This window comes from Thermogemmatispora argillosa, assembly GCF_059696725.1.
The window spans coordinates 1,327,323-1,341,358 of sequence record NZ_AP019377.1; the positions used below are offsets into that span (position 1 = coordinate 1,327,323).

The window sequence follows — 14,036 nt, forward strand, 5'->3', positions numbered from 1 at the left end:
CTCAGGCGAGCCTCGCCGGAAGGAGGAAGGCAGAGAGTGGAAGAAAGGAACGACGGCATTCGTCAGGCCGGTCGGGCCCGCCAGTATCGGCTTACGATGCGTCGCCCCTGCGCGCTCCTCCTTCCTCGCCGCTGCCAGGTGCGTGTTGCCGGAGATCGACCACCTCGATGTTCTCACCTCCTTCAGTGACTGCGGCCTTGCTCGTCCCTGCTTCCGAGGTCTGGAGTCGACGGGCGGCGGGGCGCAAGCGGCGAACCAGGCCAATGACCCCGCCTGGCTCAAAGAGCAGGAAGACAATGATCAAAAGCCCATAGAGCAAGGCATTCAGATCGCCGCTGCTGAGGCCCCCGCCACCGGTGCTCGGCGGCAGCAGTGAGAAGTAGTCGATGATTTGGGGCAGGGCGAAGACGAAAGCCGCCCCCAAGATGGACCCCCAGACATCGGCGATTCCCCCGATGATGATGGCCGCTACAAACTGGATCGAGAGGCTCAAGCTCCAATAGTCGGGGATCACATAGCGCGCATAGGAGACGTAGAGCGCGCCGGCCACGCCCGCCAGGAACGAGGAGAGCACGAAGGCCCCCATCTTGACCTCAAAGAGGTTCACCCCCATGATGGCAGCGCCCACCTCGTGGTCTCGCACGGCCCGCATGGCCCGTCCGACGCGCGATCGGCTGAGATTATAGACAAAGAGTGCCGAGAGCAGGAGAACCAGCAGAATGAGCAAGAAATACTGCTGCCCCGAGGTCAGGGCTATGCCAAAAACGCTGTTCTGCTGATCGAGCGAGAAGCTGCCAAAGGCTGGCACTGGGAAATTGCGTCCCTGCGGTCCCCCGGTGATGAAGCGCAGATTGCGGAACAGATAATTGCCGATAAAGACCAGCGCCAGGGTCACAATGCCCAGGTAGAAACCGCGCAGGCGCAGGGCGCTCGGGCCGATCAGCGCCCCGACCAGAGCTGCGACCAGGCCCGCCGCCGGCAGCCAGATGAAGACCGGCAGGCCCAGCCCCCAGGGATCAAGCGGCCCCGCCGGAGGATTGCCACCCAGGAGCGCCGCCGTGTAGCCCCCCAGCCCCATGAAGAAGGCCAGGCCCAGCGAGATCTGCCCGGTGTAGCCCGAGAGCAGATTGAGAGCCAGGGTCGCGATCGCCGCAATCAGACAGTAGTTGACAATGGTGAACCAGTCATCGCCAGCCAGCGAGAAGAAGAGCAGCAGCGCCAGCACTCCCACCCCCAACCAGAGCCAGCGCCTGGGATTCCCCAGCAGACGCGGCGGCTCGGCCTCGCGCGGCAGCTCCTGGCGCTGACGACGGCTATGGCTGTGCTCCTGTGTAGCGATCATACGCGCTCTACCTTTCTTGAGCCGAAGAGACCATAGGGACGGACCAGCAGGATAAGGATCATAATCAGATAGGGCGTGACCTCATGCAGGCCGGTGCCCACAACCGCCGGTAAGCGACTCTCGTAGCCGGCGGTCAGGACGCTGCTTAGCCCGATGATGACCCCCCCGACGACCGCGCCGCTGATCGAGTCGAGGCCTCCCAGAATGATGGCCGGGAAGGCTGCCAGGGCCGCATTGCCGAAATTGGGATCAATGGCCAGGCTATCAATGGCCAGCAGCACGCCGCCAAGCGTCGTGATAGCCGCCGCCAGTCCCCAGGCCAGCGCATAGACGGTGCGCACATCGATGCCAATAGCAAGCGCCGCCTCCTGATCCAGCGCTGTGGCCCGCATGGCCAGACCGTAGCGCGTGTGACGGAAGAAATAGTAGAGGGCGGCACAGAGTACGATCGTCACCGCAATCGTCCAGAGGTCACTACTGCCCAGGTGCACGCCGGCTACGTTGAAGCCACTGGTGACGCTAAAGGGCGTAGCCGCCGGAATAGTGCGCGAGCCCCAGCCTACGATGACCAGTGTCCGCAGAATGATGTCCAGACCAATGGTAATCATGAGGATAGTGAAGGGCGGACGACCAATCATCCTGCGCAGGACGAGACGCTCAAAGAGCAGGCCGATGACAACGGTGACCAGCAGACCCAACGGCAAGGCCAGTAAAAAGGGTAGATGCCAGTTCAGGACGGCGCTCGCTACGATATAGGTGCCGACAAGTAATAGCTCGCCCTGGGCGAAATTGATCACCTGGCTCGCTTTAAAGATAATGCTAAAGCCCAATCCGATGAGAGCGTAGATGCAGCCCTGGGCTATGCCCGCAAAGACCAGCTGAAGGAAATAGGCCATCGCTCACTGCTCCTCCTGCACAACTAAGATCGCCAGCCGCAATAGCGAACGCTGTCAGGCGCACCTACCTGTCTGCCTGCCTGCCCACTTACACACCGGTAGCCGATAGGCCAGGATAACAGCCACTCACGGACGAGGTGCGCGCTGCCAGTGCAGGCCGTCCTTAGTTCTCGGAGACGGCGGGCAGGTCGTCGGCGGGCGCCGGCAATTGCTCGGATTCTTCACCCAGATAGGCCTTGATCACTGCCGGATTAGCCTGGATCTCTGCCGGCCTGCCCTCAGCGATCACCCGGCCAAAGTCCAGGACAAGAATGCGGTCGGCCAGGCCCATGACCAGGGCCATATCGTGCTCAACGAGGATCTGTGTAATGCCGAGCTGCTCCTTGATCTCTAGAATGATCTCGGCAATCTCTTCGACCTCCTCCAGGCTCATGCCCGCCACCGGCTCATCCAGGAGCAGCAGGCGTGGCTCCATTGCCAGGGCGCGGGCCAGGTCGGCCCGCTTCTGCAAACCATAGGGCAGGCTGCCCAGAGGTCGATCACGCACATCTTTCAGGTTCAGCAGATCGAGAATATGGAGACAGTAGGCCCGGTTCTCCCACTCTTCGCGACGTGTCGGGCCAATAAACAGGCCGGCGCGCAGGATACCGCTGCGCATGCGTGTATGGCGGCCCAGGAGCAGGTACTCCAGGACGGTCATTGTGGGGAACTGGCCCATATTCTGGAAGGTACGCGCGATACCGGCCCTGGCTACTTGATGGGGCTTGAGCCGTAGCAGATCGTGACCCGCAAAGGTGACACGCCCTCTTTCAGGCTGGTAGACGCGCGAGAGCACATTGAAGAGGGAGGTTTTGCCGGCGCCGTTTGGGCCAATGACGGCAAAGAGTTCGCCCGGCCAGACCTCAAAGGAGACGTCGCTCAGCGCTCGCACCCCGGCAAAGCGGACCGAGAGCTGCTCAACGCGCAAGAGCGGCTCACTCCTCTCGGCCTGATGGTTGTCGCTGGCCAGGTTGACGCGATGAGGAACTTCGCTCATCCCTGCCACCTCCTCTCTGCTGTCTGGGCCCGCCGCTGGCGGAGGCGTCCGAGCGCAAGCTGTCGCTCTCCTTCACGCAGTCCCAGATAGAACTGACGAATGTTCTCCTCTTGTAAGAGGCGAGCAGCAGGCGCGGCCAGGGCCACCCGCCCGGTTTCGAGCACGTAGCCGTAGTGGGCAACGGCGAGAGCCATTTGAGCATTCTGCTCGACAAGCAAGACCGCCGTGCCTTCGGCATTGATCTCGGCGATAATGCCGCGAATGCGCTGTACCATAAAGGGAGCCAGCCCCAGGGAAGGCTCGTCGAGGAGGAGCAGGCGCGGCGAGGCCATGAGTGCGCGCCCAATAGCTAGCATCTGCTGTTCGCCACCCGAGAGATAGCCGGCCCGGCTGGACCTCCGTTCGGCGAGGATCGGGAAGAGGTTCATGACGCGGTCATAGGCGCGCCGGACGGCGGCGGGATTGCGTACCGTGATGGCTCCGGCGTAGAGGTTCTCGTCTACGGTGAGATCCTCAAAGAGGCGACGCCCCTCCAGTACCTGGGCAATCCCTAACTGGACAATACGGGTGGGAGAAAGGTGGTCGATGCGCTCGCCATCAAAGAGGATCTGACCGCTCACCAGCGCGCCGCGGTGCAGGGAGAGCAGGCCAGAGATGGCGCGCAGGAGGGTCGTCTTGCCAGCTCCATTTGTTCCCAGCAGGGCGACGACCACCTTGTCAGGGACCTCAAGCGAGACGCCCCGCAGCGCGGGGATGACATTCTGATAGGTGACGGCAACGTCCTGCAGCACTAGCATAGGCGCTTCCTCCGTCGGCAGCGATGCTGACTCTCTTCTGCCCGCTTCCCTGCTCGGCTCCTCGCACAGGCGCAGTACAGGTGGCTCCGGCCCCTCGGCTCATCTCAGGCTGTCGCTTGTCCGTGCAAGACAGCCCCTGTCTCTCAGGCAGACTGACCCATTCTGGCTAGTAGCGGACCGTTGCTGGCTGGCCCTCTCCGCGCCCACCTGCGCCGCCGCAGGCTCGGCTCCGTGGCCCTGGCAGCAACCCCGGCGGCCTCTGGCGTTTCATGCAAGCCTATTGTAAACAGGCGGCGCGATGGTATACAATGTCTCTATCTACAAATTGGCGGATGGCTATTTGTTGGCTTCCACAATGGCGAGGGCGCCACTATGCAAGAGCATTGTCCAGATCCCTGGACCCCCGTGACCCATGCCCTGAAGAGCGCGGCCCTCTGCCCGGAGCAGCGCGATGACGCCATCGCGCGCGCTCTCCAGGAGCTGCTGAGCCGCATGCCTGCTGTGGCCACAGCTTTGATCTGGCCCTCTCCACAGCGTAAGGGGCCGTGGAAGGTCTACTATGCCGGCATCCGACGCAACGCTATGCACCGCTGGCTGTCAGCCCGCCTCGACCCTTCCCCCGAGGTCGTGGCCGGGACGCTCGAACGCGATCTGCGCTCCGGCCTGAGCGATATGCCCCCGGCGCTCCTCCTGAAACTCGCTTCCCCCGCCAGTGGCCGGCGCGCGTTCTGGATTCTCTGGCCAACCCCGGGCGAGGGTGGAGCTTTCACTCTGCCCCCGAGCGAAGGTCTGCTGCGCGTTCGCCAGACCCTGGAGGCTCTGCTTGAGGTGGAGGAAAAGGAGGAACAGTATTTCTCGCCTAGCTCGCCTGTGCACGACCGCGCCCTGATCGAGGCGCTGGCTCACGGCGATACGCAGGCGCTGGCCGCTATTTTGAGTCTGGCGCGCATCGTGACCCGCGCCGATTTCACTTTCTGGGGCCGGGCCTATAACGATGTTGTGGAGATCGCTGGCCATCTGGGCGCCCTCCATAATAATTTCGGCTTCGCCCTCGGCCTGGGACGCGGCATCGGTGGCCGCGTCGCCGCCTACGGGACGCCTATGGGGCGCGGCGACTACCGCAACTCGCCTTATCGTGACCCCAGCGTGTGCGACATCGTCGATCGCGAGCAGGTGCGTTCGGGCATGGCTCTGCCAGTGCGTTCGCAGACCGTCTCCGATGGCAGCGCTCATGTGGCCGCGGTGCTCTATACGACGCGGCGCACCGTTGCCCCTTTCTCCTTGGCCGAGTTTCTGCTTGGGCAGCGCCTTACCCGCCTGTTAGAGCCGTTGCCGCCCGCTGAGCGCCCCACTGTGATCCACTGGCCCGGCCTGACCCGTACTCCCGATGCTAAGACGGCCTGGTATGAGCTGCTGCTGCATGCCAATCGGGTGGAGGCCGTTGAGAACTGGGCCAGCCAACTGATCAAGGGTCCGGTGATTGTGACCGATGGCAGCGGCAAGCCCTATGTGCTGGCCCACAGCGAGGAGCTGGAGCAGCTTCGCGCCGAGCGTGCCCGTCAGCCGGAAAAGGTGCAGGTGGTGCCGCTGGCGCTGGCCGGTCTCGAACGTCCCGGTTCAGTCTATCTCTGCCCTGCGGTGCCGCTGCCGCCGCCGCAATGGCCGGACTTCCTCTACGACCTGGTCGTGGCCTGCAATCTGGTCATTACCCGCCTGGAGCAGGCGCAGGATCAGCTTGATCGTCGCCGTGAGCAGTGGCTACGCTCGCTGCTTAAGGGGCAGTCGCTGCAGTACGTAGAGCAGGATGGCTATCGGCTCGGCCTGCCGGTCGAGCGTGGACAGTTCTGGGTGCTGGCCTGGCCAGTGGAGGGCCTGCAGGCCATGAAGTCGGCCCGCAAGCGCATGATCGCGGAGAGCGTGGTGCTGGACTGCCTGAAGAGTCCTCTGATCTTTGTCGACGACGATACCGCTATTGTCTTGCTGGAAGGCCAGGCGCCACAGCCACCCTCGAAGGTACGCGATGCCTTGTTGCAACACTGTGGCGTACAGCCCCTGTGGATCGTCTACGGTGGACGTTACCATTCGCTGGAAGACCTGAAGATGGGGCTGACCCACACCATCGCTCTGGCTCACAAGGCCCGCCGCGAGGGCTACGGCGAGTATTTGCTTGATGTGTATACCTTCGGCCTGGATAGCCTGTTGGAGAATCCTCGCCTGACCAAGGATCTGGAGGCCTTCGCCTCCAAGCTGCTCAAACCCCTGCTCGACTACGATCGGGCCACTGGCTCGCATCTGACCGAAACCTTTGTGCTGGCCCAAACGCTCGGTTCAGCCCAGGCGGTAGCCGAGCGCCTCGGCGTCCACGTCAATACGATCCGCTATCGTCTGCACCGCGCCCAGGACTTGCTGGGCAGCGACGAGCATACTCCCAAGGAGCAAACGGCGATGGCGCTGGCAGCCTTCATCTGGCAGCGCACCCATGCCGAGCACGAAGCCAGCTCCGCCGCTCGCCAGTGAGCGCTGTCCTGGCTGGCCGGCCGGGCTGGCGGTGCAGCCCTCAGCAACATCCAAAGCCGCGGGCCTCTGCGACGGGCGACAGGGAGTGCAGCCGACAGGGTGTTGACCTGCTCCGGTGGGACCGCTCCCTGTTCCCTGCAACAAAGGGATAGCCTGGAATTTGTCAGTCAAAACATTGCCTTCCCCTGTTGTTCTCCCCATACAATAGCTCTGTACCCGGACCAGGCGTCCTGATCAGTTCTACCTGCTGGATGGCTTGTCGACCGGCTGAGCGGCTGACCATATGACATCTTGCGCCTATTACCTGGCCTGCGCCCGGAGCTGGTCAGCCCAGAGCAGACAGGAGAGCCAGGCCAGGCAAGCCAAAGCGGCGCGGCCCAGGTCCAGTCTGGTAGGAGAACACGAGCTGCGAGCAACCAACGAGGAGGAGAACTTTGGATTTCCGCCTGACAGAAGAACAGAAGATGATTCAGGAGACGGTGCGCGCCTTCGTCAAGAGGGAGCTGATGCCGCTGGAAGGCGAGGTCTTGCGCAACGAACGAGAGGGACGCCCCGGCTTAGACCGCGCCAAGCTCCGCGAGCTGCAGCAGAAGGCCCGAGAACTGGGCTTCTGGGGCATCAATACGCCCGAGGAGTATGGCGGGGCCAACCTTGGCCCGATCATGACCGCGGTCATCACCATCGAACTCTACCGCACCTTCGTACCCTTCACCTTCGGTGGCTCTGCCGATAATATTCTCTATAGCTGTAACGAGGAGCAGAAACAGCGCTATCTGATCCCCACTATTAACGGCGAACGCCGCTCCTGCTTCGCCCTGACCGAGCCGGGGGCCGGCTCCGACGTCTCCAATCTCAAGATGCGGGCCGTCAAGGATGGCCATGAGTGGGTCCTCAACGGCGAAAAAATCTTTATCACCAACGGCAACGAGGCCGACTTTGCTATGGTCTTCGCCCTGACCGACCCCGAGAAGGGGGTACGCGAGGGCCTGACCTGCTTCCTGGTCGATCGAGAGATGGGCTGGCGCTCTAGTTATATTCCGACAATGGGCTCCTGGGGACCAGCAGCCCTCTATTTCGAGAACGTGCGCGTTCCCGAGGAGAATATTCTTGGCGGCTTGAACCAGGGCTACCAGCTCGCCATGAAGTGGATCGGCGCCGGTCGCTGGCATATTGCCGCTCGTGCCGTTGGGGCCGCCGAACGGCTGCTAGAGATGGCCATCGAATATGCCCGGACGCGCGTCACTTTCGGCAAGCCTATCGCCGAGCGCCAGGCCATCCAGTGGATGATCGCCGATTCCTACGTGGAGATCGAGGCCGCTCGCTGGCTGACCCTGTTCGCCGCCTGGCAGGCGGAGCAGCAGCTAGATAATCGCCATGCCGCCTCGGTAGCCAAGCTCTATGGCGCCAATATGGCCAATCGCGTGGTTGATCGCGTACTGCAGATTCACGGCGGCATGGGCTATACCAAAGAGCTGCCTATCGAGCGCTGGTATCGCGAAATGCGCGTCTGGCGCATCTTCGAGGGGACCGACGAGATCCAGCGCTTTATCATTGCCCGCAATCTGTTGCGCGGCCACGTCAAGGTCGGTGAGACCCTCTAAGCCGGCTCAACCTGCATGACAGGTCAGCGTGCACCTGCGCGGGCGGACAGCCTGTTTCATTCCCTGCCGCGAGCAGCAGCGGGCAGGCAAGGAGGGAAGGAGGGTCTTCGCTGGCAAGGACAGCCAGACTTCGCCTAGGGATGGGTTGGGGGCGGTTTCAGTTGGTTGGCTGATTGGTTGGTTGCACCCAGGAAGAAAGAAGGAGCTGGCTATGTCCACATCCGAAGAGCAGCCCGGAGCAGAGGGGTCTGAGGTGGCCCGCCTGCTCGCCCAGATTCAGGCTGAGTATGAGGCGGCAGAACGCGGCCTGCAGGGCCTGGCCCTGGGGGTGAGCCGCCATCGCTTTATCACGCGGCGCATGGAGCGCATGGGAGAGATTCACGCGCAGTTGCGGGCCTTGGTCGGCGAGCAGGCCATGACTTTGATCGCTCGCCATCTCGATGGCCTTCAATAGCGATAAGAAGCCTGTCCCTCTCTATCCACATGCTCAGCCCGCACGAGCCAGCAGTTGGCCCCGCCTGCCTCGGCCTTCCTCACCACAGAGGAGCCGTGGCGGCGGGGCTAACTGGCCTTGTCCTTGTCGCTGAGTACAATTTCTCCTCTGCAATTTGTCCTGCCAAACATTGTCTGCCTGCCACTTTTTCTCTACAATGGCTCTGCATACGTCGCCTTCTCATATGCTGCTTGAGTGAATAACAAGCGTATGGAGACGAGTATTCTTGTGTTTCTTGTTTTCTGCTTGCAAGGGAGGCTGTTAAGGGATCAGAGAAAGGATATGCTCCCCATACTGGAAAGTAGCTGATTTCCCAGACGTAGAAGCAATAGGAGTACAGCATGTCAGCTCACGCGAGCAGAGTTGTCTTTCCTGGCCAGAAGAAATCGCGCGTTGCGGCGGCGATCATTGCCCGGCAAGACCGTATTCCGATCTGGGCCTTACCTCGAACAGTGCTGTTGGTGATCGGTCTGGGGTTGCTCTTCACGTTCTACGACATCGGCGACATCAACGTCTCCTTTATTCAGACCTGCACTCAAATTGTCGTCGGCTGCCTCCCGCTCACGGCCAGCCAGTATCTGGGCTTCCCTGTCCTCATGAATCTGCTCGGCTATGTCGTAGGAGCCTTGATCTTTAGCCCGCTGGCGGACCGCTACGGACGCCGTGACATGATGGTGGTGACTATGGCCATTACTGGCCTTGGCTCCCTCTATACGGCCTTTGTGGGAGACTACACGCATTTTGTGCTGGCGCGGACCCTGACCGGCGTCGGGATCGGAGCCGATCTAGCCCTGGTCAATACCTATGTGAACGAGCTGGCCCCGCGTGGGGCCCGCGCCCGCTACACTGCTCTCACCTTCATCCTCTCTTCGCTCGGCGGCTCCCTGGGCGTCTGGCTCGGCTTCTACTTGACAACGCCGCCGGAGCCGTTTCCCTACGGACTGCCCATCGCTCTGGCCGGCCCTCATTTTACCTTCGGCTGGCGCGTCGTCTACGCCATCGGCGCCTCGCTGGCCTTTATCGGTCTGCTGCTGCGCTTCCAGCTCCCTGAATCGCCGCGCTGGCTCATTACCAAGGGCCGCATCTACGAGGCTGAGCGCGTCGTCGAGCGCATGGAAGACTACGCCCGCCAGCACCTGGGGGGAGAGCTACCACCGCCGGAGCCGGAGTTGCAGGTCCCCATCTACGATCGGCGCACCGGCTACAAGGAGATCTTCAGCAATACGCTCTATTTCAAGCGCACCATTCTGCTCCTGGTCATCTGGCTGCTGGCCTATATCACGGTCTATTCGAATATTTCAGGCATGACGACTTTGTTGGTGGCCCTGCACTATCCAGTTGCCGAGGCCGGCCTGATCACCTCCTGCGGTATCATTGGCAGCACGATCTGCGCCCTCTCGGCTTATCTGCTTGGCGAATATGTGGAGCGCAAGATCTGGCTGCTCATCGCCGCTTTGCTGACCATGCTGGGAGAGGTGACTGTTGCTTTCAGTGGCAATAGTTTCGGGCTGGCAGCTCTCGGCACCATTGTGCTGGGCATGGGCTGCTATATCTGGCTGCCGATGGTCTATTCCTGGTCAACGGAGAATTACCCGACGCGAGCCCGCGCCAGCGGTTTCGCCCTGGTCGATGGCATCGGCCATGTCGGCGGTGGGATCGGCGTCAGCTACGTTACGTCGCTGGTAACCCGCCTGGGGCCAGGTGGCACCTTTGTGCTCATTGGCAGCTTTCTTTTGCTGGCCGCCCTGCTGGCACAGTTCGGCCCCTCCACCCGGCAGAAGCGCCTGGATGAGGTTTCGCCCTAGGGGATCTTGCTGGATGAGTCTGCAGAGCCGACTGTTTGCTACCGCCGGCTCCCGCTCTGCTCGACGCCGCTCTATCCTGTCCGTTGCGCTTTGTTCAAGCGCTCAACGATGAGCAGTTTGCTCTCTATCCAACTGATGAGATCGAGACTGAGACCGCGCACCATGCTTCCTCACTCGGCGTATCAGGTGTATATGGGAAGATAAGAAGAGAAAAACGAAGTTGTTAGCAGTTCATCTGGCTCGGAGGCCAGAAAAGGAGAGGTAGCGTATGCGGTGTCCACGTTGCGCATACGAGGGAATGTTTTTTGACGGTCGTTGTCCGCGCTGTGGCTACCAGCCAGCAATGACGCCGCCCACCACAGGCACGCTCCTCGGCTTACCTCAGCCTCAGCAGTACTTGCTCATGCGTGGCGACAGCCTGGCGAAGGGTCGATACCGCATTCTGGGACCGGTGCCGCTACCGGAGACGCAGCGTCGTCAGGGGCGGGCCTGGTCGGCCGTTGATCAGGAGCTGGGGCGCCGCCAGGTGCTGATTCGCGAGGTGCTCATGCCGCCCGAGCTGCTCCAGCGGACGAGCGCTAACCAGGTGATCGCCCAGGTAATGGAGCGCCAGCAGCGCCTTGGTCAGCATCAGGGCTTTCCCCAAGTCATCGACGGCTTCAGCGAGCGCGGCAGCTATTTTCTGGTGCTCAGCCAGCCAGAGGGGGAGACCCTGGCGACGCTGCTCAAGCGCCAGGGGGGTGCCCTCCCCGAGGCTCAGGTAGTGCACTATGGCTATCAGCTCTGCGGTCTATTGGCCATTTTGGCCGAGCAGCAGCCGCCGATCGTGCACGGCTCCATTAACCCTGAGACCATCATCATCAACACAACCCAGCAGACCGCCTGGCTGATCCACATCCCCCTCTTTCCGCCCGACCCTCCTCTTGAGAAAGGGGACAAGGTTGCGGCAGGCTACTACGCGCCGGAGGAAGTACGTGGCGAGCTTGATCCTTCCGCTGACCTCTACAGTCTGGCGGCCACCCTACACCATGCTGTCACCGGCTACGACCCCAATGAACGCCTGGTTTTCTTCCATCCTCCGGCGCGGCGTCTCAATCCCGCCGTCAGTCCACAGATGGAGATGATTCTTGTTCGCCAGCTCAGTCTGTCGCGTGCCCAGCGCTATCCCCATCCCACGGCAATGCAACGGGATCTTGAAGCGCTGCTAGAGCATTACCTTGAGCAACAAGAAAACGAGCTGGCGCTGAGTGCGCCCCCTGACCCGCTGCGCCTCCCTTCGGAGCAGTTCCGCGAGCAGACGCGCAGCAATATGCTGCTTAACGCGGGCGTCTTCGCCGCCATTGGTGTCCTCTTGCTGCTGGGCGTGCTGCTGGTGCTCTTGCGTCCTTGAGCGCACCAGGGAGGTCCAGGCCGCAGGCCGGAATCGCCTCTGCTCGCCGAGCCGAGCCGAGCCGAGCCGAGTTGAGTTGAGTTGAGTTGAGTTGAGTTGAGTTGAGTTGAGTTGAGTTGAGTTGAGTTGAGTTGAGTTGAGTTGAGTTGAGTTGAGTTGAGATAGAGCGCAGCGCAGCACGAGCATGGCCCGGACGGCTGAGTCAGAGCGGAGAGGTTAGAAGAAAGCGGGCTGCTGGTCGCGCTCTCTGGAACGTGCTATACTGACTGAGGTACCCACAAAGCAAATGGGTTGCAGGAGAGAAGTCCATGACCAGTAGCCACTACGATGTAGCTGTGATTGGCGCCGGCCCGGGCGGGTATGTGGCGGCCATTCGGGCGGCCCAGCTCGGCGCCCGCGTTGCCATTGTCGAGAAGCAGTATCTTGGCGGGACCTGCCTTAATGTTGGCTGCATTCCCTCCAAGGCTATGCTGCATGTCGCTGAGAGTCTACACCGCCTCGAATCGCTGGCGGAGCTGGGGATCATGCTGCCGCAGCCACCGACCTTCGATATGCGCCGCGCTGTGGCCTTTAGGGACAAAGTGGTGAAACGCATGACCAACGGCGTGGGCACGCTGCTGAAAGGCAACAACGTGACCATCTACGAGGGGCTGGGCAGCGTCGAGGCCAATCGCACAGTGACGGTGACGAAGAGCGATGGTAGCCGCGAGCAGTTCAGTGCCGAGAAAGTGATTCTGGCCAACGGCTCGCTACCACTGATGCCGCCGTTCCCCGGCATCGATGGACGCAATGTCATCAATAGTGATACGTGCTGGAATCTGACAGAGGTGCCTGAGAGCGTGGTGTGTGTGGGTGGCGGTGTGATCGGGGTCGAGCTGGCCTGTATGTTCCAGGCCCTCGGCTCGCGCGTGACCATCGTCGAAATGCTGCCCGATATTTTGGCTCCTGTCGATGAAGAGGTGCGCCGCCTGTTGGTGCGCATTTTGAGCCGCCGCGGCATCACAATCGCCACCGGGGCCCGGGTTGAGGCCATTGAGGACGATGGCGAGCAGAAGAAGGTTATTGCCCGCGGTGAGCAGGGTGAGCAGGTCTTCCACGGCGCCTATGTGTTGGTAGCAGTCAGCCGCCGCCCCAATACTAGCGGCCTGGAGCAGTTGTTTGAGCAGGGCCTGGACCACGACCGCGGCAGGGTGCGCGTCAACGAGCAGATGGAGACGAATCTGCCCGGCATCTATGCTATCGGTGATCTGGTACATGGGGCCGGGCTGGCACATGTGGCCTCGATGGAGGGCGAGGTAGCGGCAGAAAATGCTCTCGGCCACGCCGCCAAGATGGACTATAGCGTCGTGCCCAATCCGATCTATACCTTCCCCGAGGTGGCCTTTGTTGGCCTGACTGAGGCCCAGGCCCGCGAACAGTATGGGCAGGAGGTGCGCGTCGAGCGCTTTCCCTGGAGCGCCATCGGGAAAGCGGTGGCCATCGGGGAGACCGACGGCTTTATCAAGGTCATTCTGGGCAAGTATAACGAGATTCTCGGCGCCCACATCATTGGTCCCGATGCGACCAACCTGATCAGTGAGTACTCGGTGGCCATGCGCGGCGAGCTGACCGGCGATGAAATCATCGAGACTATTCACCCGCATCCAACGCTGAGCGAGGGCTTGCGCGAGGCTATTCTGGTCGCCGAAGGGCGTCCGCTGCATATTCCTCCCAAGGCGCCCAAGGCCGCCGCTCGCAGTCGCTGAGCCGGCTTCCCCCGGCTCTCTCCCCGCAGCCGCTTCCAAGAGACTGGCCTGCCGATCCCATCTCGGCAGGCTATTCTTTTGCCTGCTGTCGCCTCCACTGCTATCCCTCCCGTGGCGCTCCCTGCCGCTCTACTCCCCCTGCTCTGCTGCGCCCGGGGTCAGGCCCCTGATGGGTGTAACAGCAATTGAGGTAGACCGCGATTGCTGAAGCCTGCCAGTAGGGCGCCTTGTCCAAAATTTTCGAGGAGCCTGCCCATTAAAGCCTTCTCAAAAAAAGCGCCTGGCTGCACATGAGGCGCATACACTTGCAGCAGAGGCCAGCGAGCCGAGCGAGCCAAGCGAGCCAAGCAAACCAAGTAATTCAGGCAAGTCGCAGAGCAGCAGCCCAATCAGTAGGCGGGCAAAGGCCGGCGC

At 61.8% G+C, this 14,036-nt stretch carries 10 protein-coding genes; 6 read left to right on the forward strand and 4 right to left on the reverse strand.

From position 1 onward, the window contains the following. Positions 1–91: 91 nt before the first annotated feature. From AC6H1L_RS05210 to AC6H1L_RS05225, 4 genes are all read right to left on the reverse strand, one after another. Positions 92–1,342, reverse strand: coding sequence for a branched-chain amino acid ABC transporter permease (locus AC6H1L_RS05210; protein ID WP_497600477.1), 1,251 nt, complete (start codon positions 1,340–1,342; stop codon positions 92–94). Continuing rightward, positions 1,339–2,238 carry a branched-chain amino acid ABC transporter permease gene (locus AC6H1L_RS05215; protein WP_497600478.1) on the reverse strand — a complete coding sequence of 300 codons (900 nt, stop codon included), beginning with the start codon at positions 2,236–2,238 and terminating at the stop codon, positions 1,339–1,341. The genes AC6H1L_RS05210 and AC6H1L_RS05215 overlap by 4 nt, the downstream gene beginning before the upstream one ends. 163 nt (positions 2,239–2,401) lie before the next feature. Then, complete coding sequence (locus AC6H1L_RS05220) at positions 2,402–3,274, reverse strand: ABC transporter ATP-binding protein (RefSeq protein ID WP_497600479.1); 873 nt, start codon at positions 3,272–3,274, stop codon at positions 2,402–2,404. Then, the gene (locus AC6H1L_RS05225) at positions 3,271–4,071 is read right to left on the reverse strand and encodes an ABC transporter ATP-binding protein (RefSeq protein WP_497600480.1); all 801 of its coding nucleotides are present in this window, start codon (positions 4,069–4,071) and stop codon (positions 3,271–3,273) included. The genes AC6H1L_RS05220 and AC6H1L_RS05225 overlap by 4 nt, the downstream gene beginning before the upstream one ends. A gap of 372 nt (positions 4,072–4,443) precedes the next feature. Here AC6H1L_RS05225 and AC6H1L_RS05230 point away from each other — a divergent pair, with 372 nt between their 5' ends. From AC6H1L_RS05230 to lpdA, 6 genes are all read left to right on the forward strand, one after another. After that, positions 4,444–6,588, forward strand: a complete 2,145-nt coding sequence (locus AC6H1L_RS05230) for a PucR family transcriptional regulator (protein WP_497600481.1) — start codon at positions 4,444–4,446, stop codon at positions 6,586–6,588. Between the two features lie 434 nt (positions 6,589–7,022). After that, complete coding sequence (locus tag AC6H1L_RS05235; protein ID WP_497600482.1) at positions 7,023–8,189, forward strand: acyl-CoA dehydrogenase family protein; 1,167 nt, start codon at positions 7,023–7,025, stop codon at positions 8,187–8,189. A gap of 211 nt (positions 8,190–8,400) precedes the next feature. Further along, positions 8,401–8,643 (forward strand): hypothetical protein, encoded by a 243-nt coding sequence (locus AC6H1L_RS05240; RefSeq protein WP_497600483.1) that lies wholly within the window; start codon positions 8,401–8,403, stop codon positions 8,641–8,643. 380 nt (positions 8,644–9,023) lie between these two features. Then, positions 9,024–10,487 (forward strand): MFS transporter, encoded by a 1,464-nt coding sequence (locus tag AC6H1L_RS05245; RefSeq protein ID WP_497600484.1) that lies wholly within the window; start codon positions 9,024–9,026, stop codon positions 10,485–10,487. A gap of 268 nt (positions 10,488–10,755) precedes the next feature. After that, positions 10,756–11,877: a serine/threonine protein kinase gene (locus AC6H1L_RS05250; protein WP_497600485.1), complete on the forward strand. Its 1,122-nt coding sequence runs from the start codon at positions 10,756–10,758 to the stop codon at positions 11,875–11,877. Between the two features lie 308 nt (positions 11,878–12,185). Beyond that, complete coding sequence (lpdA, locus tag AC6H1L_RS05255; RefSeq protein ID WP_497600486.1) at positions 12,186–13,622, forward strand: dihydrolipoyl dehydrogenase; 1,437 nt, start codon at positions 12,186–12,188, stop codon at positions 13,620–13,622. The last annotated feature ends 414 nt before the right edge of the window (positions 13,623–14,036 follow it).

What these genes read in the sequence shown, in the direction of transcription:
- AC6H1L_RS05210 (WP_497600477.1), bottom strand. Translation starts at nt 1,342, where the DNA reads ATGATCGCTACACAGGAGCACAGCCATAGCCGTCGTCAGCGCCAGGAG.
- AC6H1L_RS05215 (WP_497600478.1), bottom strand. Translation starts at nt 2,238, where the DNA reads ATGGCCTATTTCCTTCAGCTGGTCTTTGCGGGCATAGCCCAGGGCTGC.
- AC6H1L_RS05220 (WP_497600479.1), bottom strand. Translation starts at nt 3,274, where the DNA reads ATGAGCGAAGTTCCTCATCGCGTCAACCTGGCCAGCGACAACCATCAG.
- AC6H1L_RS05225 (WP_497600480.1), bottom strand. Translation starts at nt 4,071, where the DNA reads ATGCTAGTGCTGCAGGACGTTGCCGTCACCTATCAGAATGTCATCCCC.
- AC6H1L_RS05230 (WP_497600481.1), top strand. Translation starts at nt 4,444, where the DNA reads ATGCAAGAGCATTGTCCAGATCCCTGGACCCCCGTGACCCATGCCCTG.
- AC6H1L_RS05240 (WP_497600483.1), top strand. Translation starts at nt 8,401, where the DNA reads ATGTCCACATCCGAAGAGCAGCCCGGAGCAGAGGGGTCTGAGGTGGCC.
- AC6H1L_RS05245 (WP_497600484.1), top strand. Translation starts at nt 9,024, where the DNA reads ATGTCAGCTCACGCGAGCAGAGTTGTCTTTCCTGGCCAGAAGAAATCG.
- AC6H1L_RS05250 (WP_497600485.1), top strand. Translation starts at nt 10,756, where the DNA reads ATGCGGTGTCCACGTTGCGCATACGAGGGAATGTTTTTTGACGGTCGT.
- lpdA (WP_497600486.1), top strand. Translation starts at nt 12,186, where the DNA reads ATGACCAGTAGCCACTACGATGTAGCTGTGATTGGCGCCGGCCCGGGC.